Consider the following 21,820-nt stretch of genomic DNA (forward strand, 5'->3'; position numbering starts at 1 on the left):
TGAGGGAGGTCCGCGATGCAGCAGACACTGGTGCCGGAGGGCGGCGTGGGAACAGCAGGACCTTCCAGACGCCCGCAAGTGCTCACCGCGGTCGCCGGGTTCGTCATCGGCGCCGGCGTGATCGGCATGCTGTGGGCGCTCTCGGGCGTCAACGCGGGAGCGCTCGAAGACGCTCAAGACGCCTGCCAGGCCCTGGCCAGGGTCGGCACCATCCCCGACACCACCGACTCGGCGCCGGGACAGCGGCCCGTGGCGGTACTGGCCCCCGAAATCCTGCACCGGATGGCGGCCGCCCGCGAACTCTCGGCGGCGGCGGCCGCCGCCAACGACACCTACCGGCCGCTGGCCGAGCACATCGACGGCGTCAGCCGGATGGTGTTCAGCCTGCACTTCAACCAGATCTCCGGCCAGCGGCATCTGGCGCAGGCCGAACAGCTCTGCACCCAGCTCTGACCCGTCAGGATCCCTTGTGGACCGTCTTGACGGTCAGCTGGTTGCCGGGGATCTTCCCCGCGCAGCCGAGCCCAGGCACCGGCACGAAGTTCGACGCCGTCTCCTGCGGCAAGTACACCCGCAGTCCCCGGGTCTCGGTGGGCTTGCAGACCGCCTCGTCGTAGTTGCGGACGTTCACGAAACCGATGTCGGCGGACGCGCTCTCGCCGGTGTTCAACTTGACCGGCTCGCCCTTGGTGCCGTCGCGGAACGCGGCCTCACCGACCTGGTGGCCGTCCGCGCCGGTCACGTAGGAGATGCCGGGGAAGCCCTGGATGGTGCACGCGTGTCCGCTGGTGTTGGTGATGACGAGCTGCCGGTACACCGTCCCCGCCGCCCCGTCACCGCCCGCGACGGACAGCTTCACGTCTCCCGCTTTGCACAGCCCGTCGTTCTTCGGCGCCGGATCCCCGCCCTGTGCGGGCTGCGGGGCCGGTGTGGAACTCGACGGGCTCGCGCTGGGCGCGGCCGAGGTGTCCGGTGCCGAACTGGACGGCGACGCGGACGAACTCTGCGCGACCGGGGCGGTTTCCGAACCGCACGCGCTGATCAGCAGGAGCCCGGCGGTACCCGCGATGAGACCGCCGATGGAGATCGTCTTCGAACGAACCATGGTCATTCGCCTCCCTGTAGCCGGGTGACCCACCGATCAGTAGACGTCTTGTCCGGCACCGGGGTTGCGCTCCCCCGGTTAATTCCCCACAAGGTGTTAATTGATCTCGTGGGGTGTATTCCCCGGCGGGAGCGGAGGCAAACGGGATTACCGCATGAGCCCCGGGTCAGCGGTCGAGAGGGACGTCCGCCCAGGTCAGGCAATTCCAGCCACCGTCGGTCGCGACGAGTTCGACGATGCCGGTGTTCGGGACGAGGCCCTGGTTGGCGACCTCGGCGGTGACGTTCCCGGCGAGCCACTCGCCGCCGAGCCGGATCGCGCCGCCATGGCTCACCAAGACGACCGTGCCGTCGGGGTCGGCCTGCTCGTGCTTGGCGCGCAGCCGGGCGACCGCGTCGAGCAATCGGGCGCGCACCTGCGCGCCGGTCTCGCCGCCGGGGATCGGCGGGTCGAGTTCGCCGAGCGTCCACCGGCGCACGACGCTCATGTAGACCGCGACCGAGTCCTTGTCGGTCTTGCCCTCGAGATCACCCGCGGCGACCTCGTGCACACCGTCGACGACCTGGACGTCGAGGCCGAGCTTGGCGGCCAACGGCGCGGCCGTCTGCTGGGCGCGAACCGCCTGCGAAGCGTAGACCGCGACGATCGGCTCCCCGCCGAGCCTCGTCGCGAGGTCACGGGCCTGCTCGCGGCCCAGTTCGGTGAGCGGCGGGCCGGGCAGAGCGGTGTCGAGCGCGCCCCGGACGTTGCCGTCGGTCTGGCCATGGCGGACGAGGAGAAGTTTCACGCCTGTACTCCATTCCGGACCGACTCGACCCAGTCGATCGCGTCGGTGAAGTCCTCATTGGCGGCGCCTTGTTCGACTTCGGTCGTGCCGCCGTCCGCGCGCGGGTGCGACCCGAGGAACCGCACGTTGCGGCACCGGCGGCGCAACGCGGCCAGCGCGTCGCCGATCCGGGGCTCGGTCACATGCCCTTCGAAGTCGATGAAGAAGCGGTACTCGCCGAAGTTGTTCCTGGTCGGACGAGCGTCCAGCTTGGTCAGGTTGATTCCGCGGACGGCCAGTTCGGTGAGCAGTTCCGCCAGCGCGCCGGTGCGGTTCGTCGCCGCGGCGACGATCGACGTGCGGTCGGCGCCGGTCGGCGACGGCAGTTCGCCGGGCGGACGGACCAGCAGGAACCGGGTCTTGGCGTCGCGAACGTCGGCGACCTCCGTGGCCAGCACCTCCAGCGGATAGTGCTCGACGGCGACCGGCGCGGTGACGGCGGCGTCGAACTCGCCCGCGTCGACCGCGACCGCGGCGGCGGCGGTGGACGACGTCGCGACCGGACGGGCGCCGGGGAGGTTCGCCTCGACCCAGTGACGGACCTGCGCGAGCGCGTGCGGGTGGCTGGCGACGGTGCGGATATCAGTCGTCCCGGGCCGGGTCAGCACGCTGAAGTGGACCGGCAGCAGCACCTCCGCCACCGCGACGAGCGGCTCGGCGTCGCTCAGGCTGTCGAGGGTGGCGGTGACCGCGCCCTCCACCGAGTTCTCGATCGGGACGCAGGCCGCGTCGGCCTCGCCGGCGCGCACCGCGGCCAACGCCGCCGGGATGGTCTCCGCCGGGGTCAGCTCCTCGCCGGGGGCGAGCCGGCGTGCGGCCTGTTCGGTGAAGGTTCCTTGTGGGCCGAAGTAAGCGATCCGTGACACCTCGCCAGATTACGCACGCCGCGAGTGGCGACATTCACTCGGACAGCCGGTACGCGAACCGGTTACGCCGGGTGGCTTTTTTTGCCATGCTTAGCGCGTGACCGCCGAATCGGGCACGCACACCAGCCACGCGGATGTCGGCTCCTCTCGTGCTCCCCTGCCGGACCATCCCACCCCCGAGCTGGTGCTGTGCGCCGTCGATGACCTGCTCGCGCAAGCCTGGACCACCGTCGCGGACACTGTGGACGGACGGGTCTTCGTGCACCGCGGGTCGGTGCTCGACGTCGTCGCGCAGGCCGTCGTCAGCCCCGCGAACTCCTACGGCTGGATGCGCGGTGGCATCGACGCCGTCTACGCCCGCGCCTACCCCGAGGTCGAGCAGAACGTGCGCAGCGCCGTACTCGCCTACCACGGCGGGGAGCTCCCGATCGGGGAAACGGTGATCGTGCCCACCGGCGAGGCGGAACCCGCCTGGCTGATCAGCGCTCCGACGATGCGGGAACCCGGCGAACGTCTCCCGCGCGACACCGTGCACCCGTACCTGGCCGCCCGCGCCGTGTTCCGGCAGTGGCGCGACGGCAGCGTCGATCAGGGCCGGGTCCGTGACCTGGTGCACACGATCGCGATGCCCGGGCTCGGCACCGGTGTCGGCGGTGTCGCACCCGCCACCTGCGCCCGGCAGGTCGCCGCGGCCTGGGACGAGGTCTTTTCGACTCCCCGCCCCCGTAACGGACGGTAACGCCCCGACGCGGGCTACATCACATCGCAGCGCGTTCACGAGCCGTAAGCCCTACCGTTAAAGCGGATTCATCCGGTTCGAGGCTCATTTCCCGCCGAGAACTCGTCAACACGGTTTTGTACGGCGCCAGCGCAGGCGACGGGCGAGGAGTGTGCGATGCCGCGGGTCCGTGAGCTCAGTCCCTATGTGGAGCTGCACCGTGAACAGTGGCGCGAGCTGCGCAGGTCGACCCCACTGCCGCTGACGGCCGCGGAACTGCTGCGGCTGCGTGGTCTGGGCGAGCAGGTGGATCTGGCCGAGGTCGCTGAGGTCTATCTTCCGCTGTCCCGGCTGATCAATCTCCAGGTCGCCGCCCGGCAACGGTTACACGAAGCCACCACCACCTTTCTCGGTGAAGACAGTCGGGGCACCAAGGTGCCGTACATCATCGGGATCGCCGGAAGCGTCGCCGTCGGCAAATCGACCACCGCGCGCATCCTGCGGACACTGCTCGCCCGCTGGCCGGATCACCCCAGGGTCGACCTGGTCACCACCGACGGGTTCCTCCACCCGCGGGCGGAACTGGTCCGGCGCGGGATCATGCATCGCAAGGGCTTCCCGGAGAGCTACGACCGCCGGGCCCTGCTGCGCTTCGTCACCGAGGTGAAGTCCGGGGCGGAACGGGTCAGCGCGCCGGTGTACTCACACCTCGCCTACGACATCCTTCCCGGCGAGGAACAGGTCGTTCAGCGTCCCGACATCCTGATCCTCGAGGGGCTCAACGTCCTCCAGCCCGGCCCTCGGCTCACCGTCTCCGATCTGTTCGACTTCTCGATCTACGTGGACGCGCCGACGACCGACATCGAGCGCTGGTACATCGAGCGCTTCCTCAAACTGCGGCACACCGCCTTCGCGGACCCTGCGTCACACTTCCACCACTTCGCCGGCCTCCCGGACGACGAGGCACGAGCCGAGGCGCGCCACCTGTGGCGCACGATCAACGAGCCGAACCTGATGGAGAACATCAAGCCGACACGGCCCCGCGCGACCCTCGTTCTCCGCAAGGACGCCGATCACACGATCAACCGGGTCCGGCTGCGCAAACTCTGAGGCAAGCTCCGCGCATGGACGCTGGGTAACCGGATACTCACGGAATCTCTACTCACGGCGAGCGTTTCACGACGACATCCAAGATCATTTCACCGGAAGCCGATCACCCGGACGAATTCCGGCCGTTCCCTCACAAGCAGCAGCCTTCGCACCACCGGCGAGGCGCCGACGCCGTCCGGTCGCACGCCGCGACCGATGGCCGGATTTCCTCGGCCGATCGGCCGATCCACGCTCAGTACGTGTAACCGGTTGGCCGATACCGGCTACAGCCCCCCGAGGTGACCCTTGTGTCAGGGGAACAAGAGGTCTCTAAACGGACCTTGAGCAGGGAGGAGGGTCATGATGCTCTCGATCATCTTGACCTGGGTCGGCTCGATTCTCGGTCTCGCACTCTTGGTGGCCATGGCCGCCGGCGCCTTCGTCGTCGACTTCGACGACGCCCGCGGCGACCGCCGCTGGAAGAAGCCGGACGTCACGGAGAGCAAGGGGACCCCGGCGGCACCGCTCAGCTGAGGCCGGGGCCGAACCCGGCTGAAGCCTGTACAGCTCGGTCGAATACAGCTCAGTCGAACGGGTTGTGCACCTGCGCGCCGAGCCCGGCCATATCGGCCAGGTTCCTGGTGACCAGGGTCAGCTCGTGGACCCGGGCGGTCGCGGCGATCAGTCCGTCGATGGACGGCACTTTCCGCGGCGCGTACTGCCTGCCCCATTCGGCCGCGATTTCGGCGGTCACCGGAAGGATCCGTTCCGAGAACTGCGCGGTGAGCCCGGCCAGCCAGTCGGCCAAGGCGTCCGCCCGTTCGCGGTCCCGGTCTCCTCGATTCCTGAGTTTCGTTATCCCCCTCTCGATCTCTCCGACGGTGAGCGCGCTCAGGTAGAGCTTGCTCGACGACACCCCGCCCCACCACCGGGCGAAACCCGGGTTCTTCGTGCGGCGCCGGGCTTCGGACACGATGTTCGTGTCCAGCAGAAAGCTCACCCGCTCACCTCCGCGGCATCTCTCGGCAGATCCTCCGCACGCTCGGCGGCGATCTCCTCCAGCACGTCGGCCAGCGCCTCCCCGTATTCGGGATGGTGCTGCTCGCCGGAGAGCACGAGTTTGAAATCGACGGCTTCACCGCCTCCGGCCAGCCTGCGGTAGTCCACGATGTCCAGCACCACGGCCACCTCCTCCCCATGTTTCGTGACGAACTGCGGCCCCTCGGCCGCGGCCCGGCGCAACAGCTCGCTCAGCCGCTGCTTGGCGTCCTGCACTTGCCAGGTTGCTGCTTCCATCTAGACAGACTAGACGGACTGGGTGGGAAGGCAAGGCCGGGAGAGATCGTGACCGGTGAAAAAGCGACGTCAGCCGAGGTCGGCGAGTGCCTTACGGTAGTCGTCGATGTCGTAGTCCATCTCGTGTTCGCCCGCCTCGCTCAGCTGAGCGGACAGCGCGTCGATCAGCCGGTCGAAGATCTCGTCGCGCTCCTGGCCGCTCTCGCTCAGCCGGCGCACGGCCTGCCAGACCTCGGCGGGCTCGTCGGCCCAGAGCTGGTCGACGATCGTGGTCTTGAGCGCCAGCCGCAGCCTCGGCTCCCCGTCGAAGGTCTCCTCGGCCAGCGCCTCGTGATATTCGGGGTGCTCACCGATGACCAGCAGACGGCGCTGTTCGGGGTCGGCGGGCTCGAGTTCCAGCTCCTCGTCACCGATCTCCGTGTAGACCGTGGGGACGGCGAACATCCGCCGCTGGAGGGCCTCCGCGAGTTCCGCCGGGTCTTCGATCCCCTCGGAACCGTCGAAGTAGACGTCGAGGGTGGAATCTTCTTCCTGCGAGAACTCCTCCAGGAACTCCGTCGCGCTTTCCAGCAGCGCCACACGGGCGGCTTCGGGGAGACCGGCGCGGTCGGCGGCCCAGGTGACCCAGCCGAGCAGTGCGGGCTCCAGCGCGTCCTCATACGCCTCGTCGACCTCGAACTCGCCGTCCAGCAGGGACTCGAGGAACCGGGCGAGCTTCTCGGGGCCGACCCGCAGCGGGCTGCCCGGCTCGGTCTCGCAGCCGTAGTCGACAAGGAGACGCGCGTAGAACCGCGTCGCTTCGGTGTCCTCCACGAGCCCGGAACCGATGAAGTCGGCGACGACCTCTTCACGCACCTGCTCGGGCCATTCGGTGACCTCGGGCGAGGGCTCGGGGGTGGGAAGGGCCCGGATCCAGGCCAGCGCGAGCGCGTGGAACCGCGCGTAGTCCTCGCTGACGTCGGGCTCCTCGACGACGTCCGTCGCGGCCAGCCCGTCCGCGAGCAGCTGGTGGGCGCGCTCGGGCAGCACCCGCTCCAACGTGACCAGTTCCGGGTCGTCGGCGGCCTGTTGCCGCATGTCGGCCAGCACGTCGTGCGGCTTGTCGACCACGACGACGTCGCGGATCCGGCCGCCCTCGGTGAAGTCGACCAGCGCGAGCAGACCGTGCTCGACACCGCCGCGGGAGAAGAAGCAGAGAAGGGAGGACTCGTCCCCGAAGACGTCACCGGTCCGCCAGCAGTCCCCCACGGTCACCGCGGCCAGGTCCGCCACCCACTCCGGCTCCGGGATCCCGCGGCCCAGCACGGTGTCCAGCGCTGAGGCGGCCGCCTCGCGCTCTTCCTCGGTCTCGGCGAAGACCTTGAGGCCGGCGAGCAGCGCCGCCGCGGCGGGGGTGATCTTCCGCTCCGCGAAGGCGATGAGCTCCAGGCCCAGCGGCTGTTCACCCTCTTCGAGCTCGATCTCCCACCACTGGCCGAGCACCTCGGAGGTCAGCAGTTCGACATCGAGCACCTCGGGTTCGGCGCCGAGGGTCGAGAAGTCCCGGAGGACGTCCTTGAAGAGGCCCGTCACACTCGGAGTGGCGGGCTGGGCTGCCTTCTTGCGGGCACGACTCACCGGACTCATGAACCACATGTTTTCACGCGGACCCGGACCGGCTCGTCGCGGTGGTCCCGGGCGCGAAACGGAGGTCCAGGTCGCGGGGAGGGCGCGGGCGGACACCGGTTCAGGACCACCGCGACTTCGCCGGGTTTCCTCGGTTCACTTCGGATAACGACCGGCGACGGCCACGGTTACGCCTTGACCGTTTTCGGAATCGCGATTCTCGCCGCCTTGATCTCGGCGATCAGTCGCGTCTTGCGTTTGTGTATTTCCACCAATGTGGCGAGGTACGAGCCGAATTCTTCGGCCGTACCGGCCTTTTTGTGCACCGTGCGAAGTTTGCGCAGCTGCCGGGCGGCCTCGCGGTAGGAATTCGGATCTTTGTGCGTGATCAATTCTTCGACATGGTCCCGGTAGACGGGAATGGTTTCGGCGGGATGGGCGACGGAACGCGAATCCGCGAGTTCGACGCGCACCGGCAAAGACGCTTCGAAACGCACTGCCGCCCGCCAGGCCTCGTCCGCGCGATCCTCGCCGAGCAGCGCGCGGACGAGTTCGTCGGCGGCTTCCGTGCCCTCGGCGGCGAGTTCACGCAACCGGGCCAGCGCGGTCTTTCGCTGCGCGACCCATCGCCCCGCTTCCAGCGCCTCTTCGCGCAGCGCGAGATAGGTCGTACTGGTGGGACTCTCGTCGAATTCCTTGCGAGACAAGGGAATCGGCTCGTCTTCGACCGGAGGTGCTTCTTCCTTCTTGTCGTGCGTGAGCGCCCGCGCCGCGTGCGCGATGGCCTCGCTGTGCCGTCCCGCCGCGCGCAGCACGCGCACGATCTTGAGGCTGACGTCGACCCGCGGCGGCTTGGCGGCGAGGATCGCGACGAGCGCGTCGACGTCGCCGGACACCTCCGCCAGTTCCTCACGCAACCGCTCGGCCGTCTCGCGCTTCGCACCGGACGACTGCTCCGCGAGCACTGTGTCCACAGTAGACTTGATTCGCGCGATTCCCTTGTCTCCCAACGCGGAAGCGAAGTCGGACAGCTCGATGGCCGGCCAGCCCGGCCCGTCGAACTCCACTTCGAGAATCCAGTCGGCCAGGCTTTCCGGATCCGGCGGGCGCGCGACGCAGGCCCGCGCGTACAGCTCGACGGCCCGGTCCAGCCGGTCCGCGACCTCACCGGAGGCGTCGTCGATCTGCTCCAGCATCTCGCTGATGTCGTCCACGGTCCGGCGGGCGAGCGGGGCCAGATCGGCGCGGCTACCGGCGTCGAGGAGCCGCTGGAGCGTGTCGAGAACCGAGCCGACCTTCGCGGCATACTCGACGTTCCCCGCCGTCACGGCGGTGTCGAGAAGGCGGTGCGCCTCGGCGAGATCACTCCCCTGAGGGTGGAAACGGTTCTCCAGGGCCTGCCGTAACACAGGGTCACGCTCGGCGTGGGCATGCAGCAGGTCCGCCAGCGTCTCCGCGTCCAAGGTGCGCAGGTAGGGGCGCAGATCCGTCGTCGAACTCACCCGGACAAGTCTGCCCGACCGGTTCGCCGACGCGTGTGGGCCAACAGCGTGCTCTTTTCGGCGTAACCGTGTACACGGTGTGACCAGCCCAAAGACTCCGGAAGCGCGGCTTCGAGGCGGGCCGGGCAGCGGATGATCGGGATCGGGAGCCGCCGGGCGAGCAGCATCACGATCGCCATCACCACCCACGCGAGCAGCGAGATCGCCCCGGCGGCGGCGAGGGCGCCGCTCAGCACCCGGCGACCCCCGTCGATCGCGAGCTGCGCCGAGTACTCGATCTGCCGGGTGGCGAGGTCGCCGAGGGACCGGCCGACGACACCCGCCGCGGCGCGCCAGGCGTCCTGCCCGACAGGCGGCGGAGTGGCCGTGCTCAGCGCGTTCTCGACCGCGCCGAACCGGCTCCAGTCCTCGCTGCCGACCAGATTCCGGTAGACCTGACGGCTACTCTCCGTCAACGTTCCGGCCACGGCGTCGAGCCTGGACCGGTAGGCGCCGACAGCCGCGGCGTAGTCGCGCCTTCCCTCGTCGTCGATTCCGGCGACCGCGAGCGAGTCGCTGCGGTCCATCCCTTCGACGACGGTGAGCAGTTCGACGGCGATCGTCTGCTGGTAGCCGACCTCGGCGTCGGGGGCGACTCGCGCGATCTCCCGCAGGGAGGAAAGCGCAGTGTCGATGCGATCGGCGTACGCGGCGTAGGTGGCGGAACGGCTGCCCGGTGCCTTCAACGCGACCGCCCGGTCTCGCTGCAGCGCCGCGATCCCCCGGCTCGCCTCGACCATGGTGACGGCTCCGCTTTCGGCGTCGTCGCGGACCTGGATGGCCTGGTGGACGAGGAATCCGCCGATGAACAGCGCGACGAGCACCAGAGCCGCGCTCGGTACGAAGGCGATGGAGAGCATGCGAGAGCGAAGGCTTCGCTGGTACGTCAAGGCTTTCCTTCCGGATCGATTCCCCGACGCGGAGCGACGCTATGCAAGTTGCAAATTGCACGTCAACGCTCGTCCGCCATACGGCCGTTAGCGCACCGTGACGATCTGGTAGGCACAGCACGTGACACTCGACGACCTCAACCAGCGCCTCCGCGACTTCGCCGCGGCACGGGCCTGGGAACCGTTCCACACCCCGAAGAACCTGGTCATGGCGCTGTCCGGCGAGGTCGGCGAACTGACCTCACTGTTCCAGTGGCTGACCCCGGAGGAGTCCGAGAAGTGGCGTTCCGACCCGGAACTGGCGCACAACGTCGTCGACGAAATCGCCGACGTCACGCTGTATCTCCTCCAGCTGGCGAACAGTCTCGGCGTCGACCTGATCGAGGCGGCCAACGCCAAGATCGACCGGAACGAGCATCGCTTCCCGGCGCCCGATTAGCCGCCTTTCGGGTCTTGTGACGTCGTTAGCGAGCCGAAAGACTGTGCCGACGTCTCTGGAGGTGGCCCTTGTCGCGTTCGGCTCGCACCGTGGTTCTGGCACTGATGCTTTCCCTGAGCGCGGTCGCCGCGCCCGCGTACGCCGCGCCGCCGCCGACGACGACGCATCGGGACCCCGGCAACGGACCGGACCGCAACGAGATCGCCGCGACAGACCCGCCGATGAGCACCGCGCGCGCCGCGGCGGGCGAGAACGTCGCGGGCGACCATTCCGGCTATCCACGCAAGACCAACCTGCGGGTCTACCCGGAGAACCCGGGCGACAAGTCGATCAAGCTCGGGCTCGCGCCGTATCACGCGATCGCGCCGAAACTGAACGCCTTGCAGGCACGCAGCAACCGGATCTCCGTCGAGATCGCCGGACAGTCGGGCCTCGGCCGCGACCTCTACCTGGTGACACTCACGGCGCCGGAAAGTCCCTTCGAGACGCGACGGCAGGACGCCTGGCGGTCGCTGATCGAGAACGACCCGGCCCGTGCCGCCCGCGACCCGTTCCTGCGCCACGGTTACAAGGCGCCGGTGTGGATCAACAACAACATCCACGGCAACGAATGGGAAGGCACGGACGGCGCGCTGCGCGTCATCGAGAAGCTGGCGACGTCGAACGATCCCAAAACGACCGAGCTGCTGAAACGGAACCGCTTCTACTTCAACGTCACGGCCAATCCGGACGGCCGGGTCGCCGGCACGCGGCAGACGTCACAGGGTTTCGACCCCAACCGCGACTTCGTCACCGCGTCGCAGCCGGAAGTGCGGGCCATGCGCGGGATCGCCATCGGCAAGCAGCCGTTGATGATGCTGGACGAACACGGGTACGTCGAGAACACGCTCATCGAGCCGACCACGCCGCCGCACGGCCAGAACTACGACTTCGACCTCTACCTCAAGCACGGCTACGCCAACGGTCTCGGCATGGAGCAGGCGGTCAAGGCGCTCGGGCGGCCGGAGACGGCGAAGCCGGAGATCCCGTTCCGCGACTACGAACCCGGCAGCTGGGACGGCTGGGCGCCGATCTACACCGCCCAGTACGCGATGTACCACGGCGCGGTGTCGTTCACGATCGAGATCCCGATGCGGGTCAACAACGCGGACTACGAAACGCGGCCCGTGGCGGAACTCCAGCGGCGCGCGGTGATCAACACCGAGGTCGTCGAGGCCACCATCGGCAGCACGCTGGCCTACGTCGACCGCAACCGCGGTGAGCTGATCGCGAACCAGATCGAGATGTTCCGCCGCGGCGGCGCCGGCGAGGCGCAGCGCGAGATCCCCGACGGGTTCGTGCCCGGATTCGGACCGGAAGACCGCTACCGCACGGAGTTCCCGCGCGCGTACGTCATCCCCGCCGGCGCCGGCCAGCGCTCGGCCGTCGCCGCTTCCCGGCTCGTCGACCACCTGGTGGCCAACGACGTCCGGGTCAAGCGGGCCGATCGTCCGTTCAGTCTGGCCGGGCGCCGGTATCCGGCCGGTTCGTACCTGGTGGACATGCACCAGCCGAAGCGCGGTCTGGCGAACGTGATGCTGGAGCAGGGCAGCGACATCTCGGCGAAGGTGCCGGTCATGTACGACATCTCCGGCTGGAGTCACCGGCTGCTGTGGGGCGCGTCGGTCGACATCGTCCGCCAGGGCAGGCTCGACGTCCGGGCACACGACGTCGCCGCGGCGTCGCCCACCGGCGGCATCGACGCCGCTCCCGGCCGTGACCTCGCGCTGAAGCTCGTCGACGGCAAGGACGTCAGTGCCGTCAACGACCTGCTGAACCGGGGTATCACCTTGGGCCGCACGGCCGACGGCACGATCGTCGTACCCGCCTCGGCGCGCCCGGTCGCCGCCGAAATGGCGGACCGCTACGGCGTCCGGCTCACCGAGGCGAGCGGCGCGGCGACCCCGCTCGGCCGCAAGACGATCGCGGGTGCTGTCGGTCCGGACGAGCTGAAGGCGTTGCGGGACATGGGCTTCGACGTCCGGCCGGTGTCGACGGCGGTACTCGACGCCGGATTCGACTGGTCGCGGATCGACCTGCTGTTCGTGTCTTCGGGGCTTCGCTACACCGACCTCAACCCGGCGGCGAAGGACGCTCTACGCGCCTTCCTCGCTCGCGGCGGCGTCGTCACCCGCGGTGCGACAGGCGCGCGCTTCAACGCCGACGTCGGACTTCTCGAAGCGCGTCCGGTGGCCGGTTGGGAGGACGGGAACGGCGTGGTTTCGGTCGTCAACGGGACCGGCCCGGTCGGCGCGGGCGCGCTGCCGGACTCGTTCGTCTACGGGCCGTTCTGGTTCACCGATCTCGGTTCCTCGGTCAGTGTCGAGCAGCGTTACGCGAGCGGGAATCCCCTGGTCGCGGGGCATTGGCGGACCCGGGACGACGGCACGGGAGGACCACAGCAGGCGGCGGGCCAGGCGGCCGTCGTCTCGGGCACTTCGGCACTCGGCGGGAACGTGGTGCTGTTCGGCACCGAGCCGCTGTTCCGTGATCACCCGAAGGGCTTGTACTCGCAGGTGGCCAAGGCGATTTACTGGGCCGCCGCGAAGTAACGTGGGGGTATGCCGATCCAGGTGCTGCTCATCGACGACCACGAGGTGGTGAGGCGCGGTCTGCGCGACCTCCTCACCGACGAACCCGACATCGAGGTCGTCGCCGAGGCGAGCGGGGTCGACGAAGCCCTCGCCGTGGCGATGCACGTCGAGCCGGACGTCGCGGTGGTCGACGTGCGACTCGGTGACGGCGACGGCATCGCGCTCTGCCGCGAACTGCGGTCGAAGCCGAACCCGCCGCAGTGCCTGATGCTGACCGCGTTCGACGACGACGAGGCCATGGTCGGCGCGATCATGGCCGGTGCGGCCGGCTACCTGCTGAAACAGGTCCGCGGTCAGGACGTCGTCAACGCGGTCCGCGAGGTCGCGGCGGGCCGTTCACTGCTCGACCCACTGTCGACGGCGCGCGTGCTGGACAAGTTGCGGCATCCGCCCGAGGACGAACTCGGTTCCCTCACCGAACGCGAGCGCGAGGTACTGGACCTGATCGGGCAGGGCATGTCCAACCGCGAGATCGCGGAGCGCCTGTTCCTCGCCGAGAAGACGGTGAAGAACTACGTGACGTCCGTCCTCGCGAAGCTCGGCATGCAGCGCCGCACGCAGGCCGCGGCATGGATCGCGCGCCGGGACAGGTAGTGCGCGAAAAAGGTACCCCCCGTCGTTTTGGGTGAAGTCCCGGTTGACCCCGCGTTCGATCAGTGGCTCACCATCGGGGTCGAGCGGAAGGTCCTGGTCGTCGTCCGCACGGTCACGACGCTGACCAGGCTGCTGGACATCCTGTCGCTGATCGAGAACGATCGCCGTGTCCAGCTGGTCTTCACCTACGACGCGGACAGCACCGCGATCTTCAGCGTCGGCGTGCCCGAATATCTCGGCGCGCTGCGCGCCTCGGTGATTCCGTGGCGGCAAGCCATCGAAAGCCGCTTCGACGGCAGCGGTTTCCCGGCCGGGGTGTCGGTGCCGCACGCCTTGCCGAGCGCGCTCGCCCCGGCGTCGGTCAGGTATCGGCTGGTCGTGCGGCAGTCCTTGTTCCGCGGCTGGAGGACCTTGTCGTGCCGGATCAGCCAGAAGGCGGTCTGATCGGAGATGTCGTTCTTGATGACCGTGTTGTCCCAGTCGAACACCGCGACGGGGCGCTCGCCGTGCTTCCCGCCACAGCGGCGGCGACGGCTCGCAGGAACCTCGGCCTGTCATCTCCCCACGTCTTCATCGACTTTCCGGGGAGATCTTGTCATTCTCCGGCGAGAGTCACGACCTGCCGGTTGTGGAAGTAGTCGTCTTCACGGAGCACCGTGATACTGCCGGGTGGACCTCGGAAGTCGACGTACCCGGCCGCTTCGAGCGGCATCCGGATCCACGCCGCGATGACGAAGGTGAGCGCGCCGCCGTGTGTCACCACGATCTGGTGCGCACAACGGCTTTCCAGGATCGAGTCCATCGCCGCGTAGACGCGCCCGGCCATCGCGCCCTTGGTTTCGGCGCCCGGTATTCCCTCGTCGTGCTCCAGTCGCTCCCCGACCGCGGGCGGCGGGATGAACCGCCGGTTCAGCCAGTCCTGTGGCCGTCCTCCCGCCTCCCCGTACGACTTCTCGCGCAGCCGCCGGTCCAGGACCGGCTCGACGCCGAGCCGCTCGCCGATCACCTTCGCCGTCCTCGCGGTGCGCCGGAGGTCCGAGGAGTACAGCTCGACCTTCTCCGGCACCCGGGCGCGCAGCGAATCGGCGATGGCGACGGCCGCGCGTTCGCCGTCGGAAGTGAGTTCGGAGTCGTACCAGCCGCCCACCAGCCGATCGACGTGATGGGTGGCCTGCGGATGCGTGACGACGTAGACGGTGCGCATCCCTCGAATCTAAGTGCGCGTCAATCTCGCGTAGGCGATCACGTTGTCGAGGTAGTGGCCGGTCGAGGAGTCGAAGTCGCCGCCACAGGTGATCAGGCGCAGTTCCGGCCCGGGCGTGTCGCCGTACACCCGCTCCGTCGGGAAGGTGGCCTTCGGATGCCGCTCGACGGCGTACACGGTGAACACCGCGGTGACGCCGTCCTTGCGATGGACGACGGCCTCATCGCCTGCCTTGACGTCCTTCAGCCGCACGAAGATGCCGGGGACCTTCTTGTAGTCGACGTGTCCCGCGAGCACGGCCGGCCCGATTTCGCCGGGAGCCGGGCCGCCGGTGAACCAACCGGTGGTGATCGCGTCATGCGGCACCTGCATGCTGCCGTCCGCGGCCAAGCCGAGGTCGATGATCTCGCCGGTGCGGACCCCGATCGCCGGGATTTCGAGCGTCGCCGGCTTCGCGGGTCCGAGCGGAGCGACCGCCTCGGCCGAGGGGGCCGCGGAAGACGCGGTGGTGGGCTGTGCCGGTGACGCGACCCTGGTGGCCGAGGGGCCGGCGCAAGCGGTCAGCGCGGCCGCGAGCACCACCCCGATGATGGTGCCGATGACCAGCGGAAGCGGCCATCGGCGCCAGGAAGAAACGTGGGTCATCGCTCGGCACGCCGCCGGAGGACGAGGGAGGCGCCCGCGGCCGTCGCGGCCAGCAGGACCCCGCCCATCAACGCGACCGCGCCGATTTCGAGGAGCCCACCGTTGACTTCGGTGGTCTCGCCGCCGCCGGTCGCGACGCCGCCCACGGGCTTGACCTTCACCTGGCCGGATTTCGAAGGCTCGCCGAAGCGGGACTCGCAGGCGTAGCCGTCGTGGTCGCCGTCGAGCTTGTACGGGTCACTCGGGTTCCTCTTGAGCTCGGCCTGTGCCGCTGCCTGCGAGGGGAAATCGGCACAGTCCTTGTCGGCGGATTTCGCACTACTGGGCGCCGGTTTCGTTTCCGTGACGATGGGCGGAACGGTCGGCGTGCTCGTTTTCGTCGGACCGGTTCCGCGCTTCGGCAGTGTTTCGCACGCGATTCCATCCTTGTCACGGTCGAGGCCGTGCGGGTCGGATCGATCTTTTTCGAGCACCGCCTGCGCGTCCTCCTGGAACTGGAAGTCGCCGCAGTTCAAGTCGGCGACTGCGGGCGCGTCGGCCAGCGCGAAAGCGACAGAAGCAGGGCCGAACAAGGAGAATCCGGCGAGAAGTACGACCGTGCCGATGGCGCGACGAACCGAGGACATGGGGAGGCCTTTCGATGGGGAATTCGCGCTCCGAGCGCTTTAGATACCCCTACAGTCGCGTACCGGCCGCAGTCGTTACGGATTAATCCAAAACCGCGAATTCTCACTCGTTCGAGCGACAAAATGCGGTGAATATCCCACGAGTCAATCGAGCGGGACGTCGAAAGCCACCAAAGTACCCAAGCTCGGCGAAGAATTGATCGAAAATCGTCCACCGGAAGTCGTCGCACGCTCGTCGAGATGACGGAGCCCGCGTTTGGCGACGCCCTGCGGCACGCCGGATCCGTTGTCCCGCACCCTGAGTTTGACGCCGTCGGCGTCGCGGCTGAGTGTCACGCGGGTCTCGCTCGCCCCGGAGTGCCTGACCACATTGGACAGTGCTTCGCGCAGGGCGGCGCGGATGTGGTCGGCCTGTTCGGCGGGGATGTCGGCCAGTTCTCCCGACAGTTCGAGGGTCGGCGGGTAGCCGAGCAGTTCGCCCGCGATGCGCACCTCGCCCCGCGCGGACTCGGCGAGGTCGGTGGCGACGACCTTCTCGTTCGCGGGTTCCGGGCTGCGCAACGCGCGCACGGTGCCGCGGATCTCTTCGATGGTCTGGTCGAGCTGGTCGATCGCCTCGGACAGCCGCGCGCCGTCGGCCTGCGCGAACCGCTTCCGCATGTTCTTGCGCACGCGGTCCAATTGCATGCCCGCGCCGTAAAGCCGCTGCACGATGACGTCGTGCAGTTCGCGCGCGATGCGTTCGCGCTCCTGGTAGAGCGTCACGCGGTGACGGGCGTTGGCGCCTTCGGCCAGCGCGAGGACGACGCCCGCCTGTGCCGCGAAGGCGGTGAGGACCTCGACGGTGCTGTCGGAGAACGGAGCCCCGCCGTGGCGGCGGTACACGGTCAGCGCGCCAAGGACGCGCCCGCCGGAACCGAACGGCGACGCCGCGAACGGACCGAAGCCCTGCAGGTCCGGCGGGACGAACGGCGCCGTGCGGGGATCGACGGTGAAATCCTCGCTGACCACCGGTTTCCCACCGCGGGCGACCTGACCGGCGGCGGAATCGGCGGGAAAGGCCAAGCCGCGTAAGCCTTGGGTCGTCGCTCCGTGCGCGGCCTCGACGACCACCTGGCCGTCGTCCGCGCGCACCATGACGAGGCCGAGGTCGGCCTCGGCCAGTTCGACGGCGCGGGCGACCACCGTCTCGAGCACGTCACCCGGGTCGTCACCGGACAGGGCGGTGCCGGTGATCTCGGTGGCGGCGGACAGTGCGCGCGCGGCAAGTGTGGGATCCATGAGCGCTGTCGACATTAGCCCGCTCCGGCCCGTGCGCGCGCTGTGACGCGACCCTCTCGTACCTCCAGGACCACGTCGGCGCCGTCAGCTTCGGCCGCGTTGTGCGTGACGTGGACGACGGTCTTCCCCGCCAGAGCCTCGGCCAGGCGTTCGCGGACCGTGCGCGCGGTGGGTTCGTCGAGGTGCGCGGTCGGTTCGTCGAGCAGGACGAGGTCGGCCTGGGCGGCGCCGAGCATGGCGCGCGCGAGCGCGACCCGCTGCGCCTGCCCGCCCGAAAGCCCGGCGCCTGCGCTGTCCAGCATCGTGGTGAGCTCGACGTCCTCGAGAACGGCCTGATACAAGGCCTTTCGGAGATCGGACTCGGACGCGGTCGGATTGGCGAGGCGTAGGTTTTCCGCGACCGTGGTCGAGACGAGCATGGGTTCTTGCGGCGCCCAGACGACGTTCTCCGGAGTGGCGACGTCGCCCTTGCTCGGCTTCAGGAAACCGAGCAGGGCAGCGACGAGGGTCGACTTGCCCGCGCCGCTCGGGCCGATGACGGCCACGTGTGTACCGGGCGCGATGTCGAGGTCGACGCCGGTGAGGACCGGGTGCTCGGTGCCGGGCCAGCCGAGGTCGGCGTCGCGGATCCGCACCCCGCCCGTGTCGTGAGGGGTCCCCATAGGACGAAATTCGTCTGATGGGGACCCCGCATGACACGCGGCGAGGCGCAGACGGGCCTGGCGCAGGGTGTCCCAGTGCTGCGCGGCAGGTGGGAGCAGGGAGAGCACTTCCGCCAGCGCGAGCGGGACCAAGGCGACCACCGGCGCGAGGACCGGATCCAGCGCGCCGGCGGCGACGGCGCGCACGGCGAACCCGGTGCTCACGACGGTGGCGGCACCCGTCGCCAGGATGATCAGGGCGTCGGCCGCACCGGCGCCGAAGGCCTGCCGCCGCGCTTCGGCGGTCAACGCGGCGTCGGTCGTGGCGATGCGGCGACGGCGCACTTTGTCGGCCCCGAACGCGATCAACTCGGCGGCGGCCTCGAACAGGCTCAGCACCTGCGCCGACACCGAACGCCGTCCGGCGGCCAGCGCACTGGTCGCGCGGCGTTCCGCCCGCAGCGCGAGCAGCGGCGCGAACGCGCTCATCATGAGGGCCACGGCCAGCGTGAGCCCGGCTTCCGGCAGCACGGCGGTCTGCACCGCGACGGCACCCACGGCCACCAAGGTGACGACGACCAGTGGCGTGATCACGCGAGGAAGCAGGTCGCGCACCGTGTCGATGTCCCCGGCCAACCGCCGCTGTTCCTCACCGGCACGAAGCGCACGCGCCGGACCGAGCCGCACCAGCGACTCCCACAGCCGGACCCGCAACCGTCCGGCGATCCGGAACGCGGCGTCGTGCGTGACCAGCCGTTCGAGGTACCGCAGTCCCGCTCGGCCGAGGCCGAAGGTCCGCACGCCGACGATCATCACCGTCAGGGTCAGGATCGGCGGCTGCTGGGACGCCTTCGCGATCAGCCAACCCGAAAGCGCGGCCAGCGCGACTCCGGCGAGCAAGGCGGCCGCGCCGAGCAAGGCGCCGCCGAAGAACCTGCGGTGCAGCAGGTCGCGCCACGGGAGCGGCCGGATCGTCGGCTCCTCGGCCGCGGTGCCGACGTCGACCACTCGCGTAGTCGACATGTCGATACCGGACGTGCGTTCGTGCGCGGCGATGATCGCGGCGGCCCCGTCGTCGACGGCCTTGGCGACCGCGGCCATGACGAGTCCGGCGTTGACCTCGTCGAGGTGGGCGGTGGGCTCGTCGAGCAGGAGCAGCCACGCGCCCGTCCGGACCCGCGCCAAGGCCCGCGCCACCGCGACCCGCTGGCGTTGTCCTTGCGACAGCTTCGCCACCGGGCGTTCGGCCAGACCGCTCAGGCCGAGTTCGCCGAGGATGTCGTCCGCGCCGACCTCGTCGTGGACCGTGCCTCCGCCGAACACCGGCGACTGCGGCACCCACGCGACGTTCTCACGCCAGCGGTCGAGGTCGGCGTCGGCGAGGCTGATGCCGCCGACGGTGATCGTCCCGTCGTGGGCCTGCACGAAGCCGAGCAGCGCGGACAGCGTCGTCGACTTGCCGCCACCGCTGGGCGCGCGCAGCCAGATCATTTCCCCGGGCCGGACCGCGAAGGTCTCACCGTCGGGCGCGAATCCACCCCTCCGGGCGACACGCAGTCCCTGGACGTGGATCTCGCTTTTGGCCGGCGACTCGGAACCGTGGGGCGGCAGGGGTTCCGCGAGCACCGCCGCGACCCGGCGCACGGCCTCGACGCCGTCCTCGCTGGCGTGGAACGCGGCGCCGACCGCGCGCAGCGGCTGGTAGCACTCCGGCGCGAGGATCAGGACGCCGAGCCCGATGGCCAGCGGCAGTTCGCCGTCGACCAGCCGGACGCCGATGACCACCGCGACCAGCGCGACCGAAAGCGTCGCGATCAGTTCCAGCGCGAACGCCGACGCGAACGCGACCTTCAGTGTTTTCAGCGTCGTGCGGCGATGGCGTTCGGAGATCTTCCGGACCGTCTCGGCCTGCGCCTCGGCGCGGCGGAACGCGCTGAGGATCGGCAGTGCACGGACGAGTTCCAGCAGATGTCCCGACAACCGGTGTTCGGCATCGGCGGCGTCGGCCACGCGTTCGGCGGTGTGCTTGCCGATCAGGATGGCGAACAGCGGCACCAGCGGCACGGTGATCGCGACGAGCACGGCCGACGGCCAGTCGGCGAACAGGATCGCGGCACCGGCGGCGAGCGGCACGATCGCCGCGGTGACCAGCGCCGGGAGGTACTGGGTGAAGTAGGCGTCGAGCGCGTCGAGACCCTTGGTGGTCAACGACGTCAGCTCGCCGTGGCCGCGGCGGGCGATCCATTCCGGGCCGAGTTTCAAGGCGTGGTCGAGTGCCTTGGCGCGCAGTTCCTCCTTCGCGCGGGCCGCCGCGCGGGCGGAGACGATCCGCACCGCCCAGCCGGTCATCGCGCGCCCTGCGACGAGCGCGAGCAGCACGGCCAGCTGGGCGGTGCGGTCCCCCGGCGCTCCGCGGACCACCGCGGAGAGGACGTCGGCCAGCAGGAACGCTTGCCCCACCAGCAAACCGGCGTTGACGAAGGAAAGTAGTCCGCTGAGGATCAACGCCCGGCGCGCCGCCGCCGAAAGCGGGGCTAGCGCGCCGAGCGGACCCTTTCCCGGTCGCGCTGGGTCCATTGTGGACTCCTTGGCGGAAAGGGTGTCGCGGCCGGGAAGTTCGGTCATGGTGCGTGCACCGGTGGGATGTGCTTGGTGCCGATGCGCTTGCTGAACACCCAGTACGTCCATCCCTGGTAGATCAGCACCGCGGGGGCACCGAACAGGGCGACCCAGGTCATCACGGTCAGGGTGTACGGGCTCGAAGCCTCGCCCGCGATGGTCAGCGTGTTCGCCGAGTCCACAGTGGACGGAAGGACGTTCGGGTACAGCGCGACGAAGATCGCGACCGCCGAGGCGGCGATGACCCCGCCCAACGCGGCGAACGCCTGTCCTTCGCGGCCCATGCGGATCTTGAACCAGGCGAGGACCGCGGCGATGACGGCGACGCCGATCAGGAGCAGTGTCCACAGGTCGCCCGAGCCCAGTTGAACGACGACGAGGAACGCGAGCAACGGCAGCAACGCGACCGGCAGGAGGCGCGTGGCCAGGTGCCGCGCCCGATGACGGAGGTCGCCTTCGGTTTTGAGCGCGAGGAACGCGGCGCCGTGGACCAGCGAGAATCCGACGACCGCGACCGCGCCGAGCAGCGTTTCGAGCCGGATGGCGGCGAACGCGCCGCCCACCCGGTCGCCGTCGGCGTCGAGCGGGAGACCGAGGACGGTGGTCGCGAGCAGCAACCCGACGCCGAACGGCGGGATCCACGAGCCGAGGCCGATCACGCGGTCCCAGTTGCGGCGCCAGCGCTCGGAGTCGACCTTGCCGCGGTATTCGAACGCGACCCCGCGGCCGATGAGCGCGAGCAGGACGACCAAGAGCGGCAGGTACGCGGCCGAGAACAGCGACGCGTACCAGCCGGGGAACGCGGCGAACATCGCGCCGCCCGCGACGATCAGCCAGACCTCGTTGCCGTCCCAGACCGGGCCGATCGTGTTGACCATGACGCGGCGCTCGGTGTTGTCCTTCGCGAGGACGGGCATGAGCATGCCGACGCCGAAGTCGAATCCTTCGAGGAAGAGGTAGCCGAGCCAGAAGAGGGCGATGACGCAGAACCAGATCGTTTCGAGGGTCATCGGGTGCTCCTGCTTGCTTCGGTTGCGTCTTCGGCGACTCGCAGGGCGACGTTGTGGAAGCCGCTCTCGCCACCGCGCACCCCCACCGCTACCACGCGAGCCCGACCGAACCGGCCCCTCAAGCCCCCGTCGCCCTGAGTTATCCACAATGGGGCGAGTTGTCCACAGATCGCCTGTGGGTAACCCACCTGA

At 69.3% G+C, this 21,820-nt stretch carries 22 protein-coding genes; 8 read left to right on the forward strand and 14 right to left on the reverse strand.

Features of this window, described 5'->3' with window-relative positions:
• Window positions 1-15 precede the first annotated feature (15 nt).
• Window positions 16-453: a hypothetical protein gene (locus ACZ54P_RS00835; RefSeq protein ID WP_465459497.1), complete on the forward strand. Its 438-nt coding sequence runs from the start codon at window positions 16-18 to the stop codon at window positions 451-453.
• 4 nt (window positions 454-457) lie between these two features.
• Here ACZ54P_RS00835 and ACZ54P_RS00840 read toward each other — a convergent pair whose 3' ends face one another.
• From ACZ54P_RS00840 to pheA, 3 genes are all read right to left on the reverse strand, one after another.
• Window positions 458-1,111, reverse strand: coding sequence for a DUF4232 domain-containing protein (locus ACZ54P_RS00840; protein WP_465459498.1), 654 nt, complete (start codon window positions 1,109-1,111; stop codon window positions 458-460).
• A gap of 160 nt (window positions 1,112-1,271) precedes the next feature.
• Entirely contained in the window at window positions 1,272-1,892 is a 621-nt protein-coding gene (locus ACZ54P_RS00845; RefSeq protein ID WP_465459499.1) for a histidine phosphatase family protein, read from the reverse strand.
• Window positions 1,889-2,797 carry a prephenate dehydratase gene (pheA, locus tag ACZ54P_RS00850; protein ID WP_465459500.1) on the reverse strand — a complete coding sequence of 303 codons (909 nt, stop codon included), beginning with the start codon at window positions 2,795-2,797 and terminating at the stop codon, window positions 1,889-1,891. The genes ACZ54P_RS00845 and pheA overlap by 4 nt, the downstream gene beginning before the upstream one ends.
• Before the next feature lie 97 nt (window positions 2,798-2,894).
• Between pheA and ACZ54P_RS00855 the strand changes: the two genes are divergently transcribed.
• The 3 genes from ACZ54P_RS00855 (at window position 2,895) to ACZ54P_RS00865 (ending at window position 5,138) form a co-directional block, all read left to right on the forward strand.
• Window positions 2,895-3,536: a macro domain-containing protein gene (locus ACZ54P_RS00855; RefSeq protein WP_465459501.1), complete on the forward strand. Its 642-nt coding sequence runs from the start codon at window positions 2,895-2,897 to the stop codon at window positions 3,534-3,536.
• A gap of 156 nt (window positions 3,537-3,692) precedes the next feature.
• Window positions 3,693-4,625, forward strand: coding sequence for a type I pantothenate kinase (coaA, locus tag ACZ54P_RS00860; protein WP_465459502.1), 933 nt, complete (start codon window positions 3,693-3,695; stop codon window positions 4,623-4,625).
• A gap of 339 nt (window positions 4,626-4,964) precedes the next feature.
• Entirely contained in the window at window positions 4,965-5,138 is a 174-nt protein-coding gene (locus tag ACZ54P_RS00865) for a hypothetical protein (protein WP_465460243.1), read from the forward strand.
• Between the two features lie 49 nt (window positions 5,139-5,187).
• On the opposite strand, the gene ACZ54P_RS00870 is transcribed toward ACZ54P_RS00865, so the two are convergent.
• From ACZ54P_RS00870 to ACZ54P_RS00890, 5 genes are all read right to left on the reverse strand, one after another.
• The gene (locus ACZ54P_RS00870; RefSeq protein ID WP_465459503.1) at window positions 5,188-5,604 is read right to left on the reverse strand and encodes a PIN domain-containing protein; all 417 of its coding nucleotides are present in this window, start codon (window positions 5,602-5,604) and stop codon (window positions 5,188-5,190) included.
• Window positions 5,601-5,900, reverse strand: a complete 300-nt coding sequence (locus ACZ54P_RS00875) for a type II toxin-antitoxin system Phd/YefM family antitoxin (protein WP_465459504.1) — start codon at window positions 5,898-5,900, stop codon at window positions 5,601-5,603. The genes ACZ54P_RS00870 and ACZ54P_RS00875 overlap by 4 nt, the downstream gene beginning before the upstream one ends.
• A 69-nt stretch (window positions 5,901-5,969) precedes the next feature.
• Complete coding sequence (locus ACZ54P_RS00880; protein ID WP_465459505.1) at window positions 5,970-7,526, reverse strand: DUF1841 family protein; 1,557 nt, start codon at window positions 7,524-7,526, stop codon at window positions 5,970-5,972.
• Between the two features lie 167 nt (window positions 7,527-7,693).
• Window positions 7,694-9,007, reverse strand: coding sequence for a DUF6880 family protein (locus ACZ54P_RS00885; protein WP_465459506.1), 1,314 nt, complete (start codon window positions 9,005-9,007; stop codon window positions 7,694-7,696).
• Window positions 9,004-9,906: a nitrate- and nitrite sensing domain-containing protein gene (locus ACZ54P_RS00890; protein WP_465459507.1), complete on the reverse strand. Its 903-nt coding sequence runs from the start codon at window positions 9,904-9,906 to the stop codon at window positions 9,004-9,006. Before ACZ54P_RS00890 ends, ACZ54P_RS00885 begins: the two co-directional genes overlap by 4 nt.
• Before the next feature lie 151 nt (window positions 9,907-10,057).
• Here ACZ54P_RS00890 and ACZ54P_RS00895 point away from each other — a divergent pair, with 151 nt between their 5' ends.
• The 4 genes from ACZ54P_RS00895 to ACZ54P_RS00910 all read left to right on the forward strand — a co-directional run bounded on the left by ACZ54P_RS00895 (window position 10,058) and on the right by ACZ54P_RS00910 (window position 14,046).
• A complete protein-coding gene (locus ACZ54P_RS00895; protein ID WP_061980383.1) occupies window positions 10,058-10,375 on the forward strand; it encodes a nucleotide pyrophosphohydrolase in 318 nt (105 codons plus the stop codon).
• 89 nt (window positions 10,376-10,464) lie between these two features.
• Window positions 10,465-12,966: a M14 family zinc carboxypeptidase gene (locus tag ACZ54P_RS00900; RefSeq protein ID WP_465459508.1), complete on the forward strand. Its 2,502-nt coding sequence runs from the start codon at window positions 10,465-10,467 to the stop codon at window positions 12,964-12,966.
• Window positions 12,967-12,975: 9 nt separating this feature from the next.
• Window positions 12,976-13,602, forward strand: a complete 627-nt coding sequence (locus ACZ54P_RS00905) for a response regulator (RefSeq protein WP_125790547.1) — start codon at window positions 12,976-12,978, stop codon at window positions 13,600-13,602.
• 27 nt (window positions 13,603-13,629) lie between these two features.
• Window positions 13,630-14,046: a hypothetical protein gene (locus ACZ54P_RS00910; protein WP_465459509.1), complete on the forward strand. Its 417-nt coding sequence runs from the start codon at window positions 13,630-13,632 to the stop codon at window positions 14,044-14,046.
• A 151-nt stretch (window positions 14,047-14,197) separates the two neighbouring features.
• Here ACZ54P_RS00910 and ACZ54P_RS00915 read toward each other — a convergent pair whose 3' ends face one another.
• The 6 genes from ACZ54P_RS00915 to cydB form a co-directional block, all read right to left on the reverse strand.
• The gene (locus ACZ54P_RS00915) at window positions 14,198-14,806 is read right to left on the reverse strand and encodes a histidine phosphatase family protein (RefSeq protein WP_465459510.1); all 609 of its coding nucleotides are present in this window, start codon (window positions 14,804-14,806) and stop codon (window positions 14,198-14,200) included.
• A gap of 9 nt (window positions 14,807-14,815) precedes the next feature.
• Window positions 14,816-15,451: a class F sortase gene (locus ACZ54P_RS00920; protein WP_465459511.1), complete on the reverse strand. Its 636-nt coding sequence runs from the start codon at window positions 15,449-15,451 to the stop codon at window positions 14,816-14,818.
• Complete coding sequence (locus tag ACZ54P_RS00925; RefSeq protein ID WP_465459512.1) at window positions 15,448-16,077, reverse strand: excalibur calcium-binding domain-containing protein; 630 nt, start codon at window positions 16,075-16,077, stop codon at window positions 15,448-15,450. Before ACZ54P_RS00925 ends, ACZ54P_RS00920 begins: the two co-directional genes overlap by 4 nt.
• Window positions 16,078-16,221: 144 nt before the next feature.
• Window positions 16,222-17,358, reverse strand: a complete 1,137-nt coding sequence (locus tag ACZ54P_RS00930; RefSeq protein ID WP_465459513.1) for a GAF domain-containing sensor histidine kinase — start codon at window positions 17,356-17,358, stop codon at window positions 16,222-16,224.
• A 14-nt stretch (window positions 17,359-17,372) separates the two neighbouring features.
• Entirely contained in the window at window positions 17,373-20,624 is a 3,252-nt protein-coding gene (cydD, locus tag ACZ54P_RS00935; RefSeq protein WP_465459514.1) for a thiol reductant ABC exporter subunit CydD, read from the reverse strand.
• On the reverse strand, window positions 20,621-21,628 hold the full coding sequence (cydB, locus tag ACZ54P_RS00940; RefSeq protein ID WP_465459515.1) for a cytochrome d ubiquinol oxidase subunit II: 1,008 nt from the start codon (window positions 21,626-21,628) through the stop codon (window positions 20,621-20,623). Before cydB ends, cydD begins: the two co-directional genes overlap by 4 nt.
• Window positions 21,629-21,820 lie beyond the last annotated feature (192 nt).

The organism is Amycolatopsis sp. NPDC034160 (genome assembly GCF_055575355.1).

What these genes read in the sequence shown, in the direction of transcription:
- ACZ54P_RS00835 (WP_465459497.1), top strand. Translation starts at nt 16, where the DNA reads ATGCAGCAGACACTGGTGCCGGAGGGCGGCGTGGGAACAGCAGGACCT.
- ACZ54P_RS00840 (WP_465459498.1), bottom strand. Translation starts at nt 1,111, where the DNA reads ATGACCATGGTTCGTTCGAAGACGATCTCCATCGGCGGTCTCATCGCG.
- coaA (WP_465459502.1), top strand. Translation starts at nt 3,693, where the DNA reads ATGCCGCGGGTCCGTGAGCTCAGTCCCTATGTGGAGCTGCACCGTGAA.
- ACZ54P_RS00865 (WP_465460243.1), top strand. Translation starts at nt 4,965, where the DNA reads ATGATGCTCTCGATCATCTTGACCTGGGTCGGCTCGATTCTCGGTCTC.
- ACZ54P_RS00875 (WP_465459504.1), bottom strand. Translation starts at nt 5,900, where the DNA reads ATGGAAGCAGCAACCTGGCAAGTGCAGGACGCCAAGCAGCGGCTGAGC.
- ACZ54P_RS00880 (WP_465459505.1), bottom strand. Translation starts at nt 7,526, where the DNA reads ATGAGTCCGGTGAGTCGTGCCCGCAAGAAGGCAGCCCAGCCCGCCACT.
- ACZ54P_RS00890 (WP_465459507.1), bottom strand. Translation starts at nt 9,906, where the DNA reads ATGCTCTCCATCGCCTTCGTACCGAGCGCGGCTCTGGTGCTCGTCGCG.
- ACZ54P_RS00905 (WP_125790547.1), top strand. Translation starts at nt 12,976, where the DNA reads ATGCCGATCCAGGTGCTGCTCATCGACGACCACGAGGTGGTGAGGCGC.
- ACZ54P_RS00915 (WP_465459510.1), bottom strand. Translation starts at nt 14,806, where the DNA reads ATGCGCACCGTCTACGTCGTCACGCATCCGCAGGCCACCCATCACGTC.
- ACZ54P_RS00920 (WP_465459511.1), bottom strand. Translation starts at nt 15,451, where the DNA reads ATGACCCACGTTTCTTCCTGGCGCCGATGGCCGCTTCCGCTGGTCATC.
- ACZ54P_RS00925 (WP_465459512.1), bottom strand. Translation starts at nt 16,077, where the DNA reads ATGTCCTCGGTTCGTCGCGCCATCGGCACGGTCGTACTTCTCGCCGGA.
- ACZ54P_RS00930 (WP_465459513.1), bottom strand. Translation starts at nt 17,358, where the DNA reads ATGGATCCCACACTTGCCGCGCGCGCACTGTCCGCCGCCACCGAGATC.
- cydD (WP_465459514.1), bottom strand. Translation starts at nt 20,624, where the DNA reads ATGACCGAACTTCCCGGCCGCGACACCCTTTCCGCCAAGGAGTCCACA.
- cydB (WP_465459515.1), bottom strand. Translation starts at nt 21,628, where the DNA reads ATGACCCTCGAAACGATCTGGTTCTGCGTCATCGCCCTCTTCTGGCTC.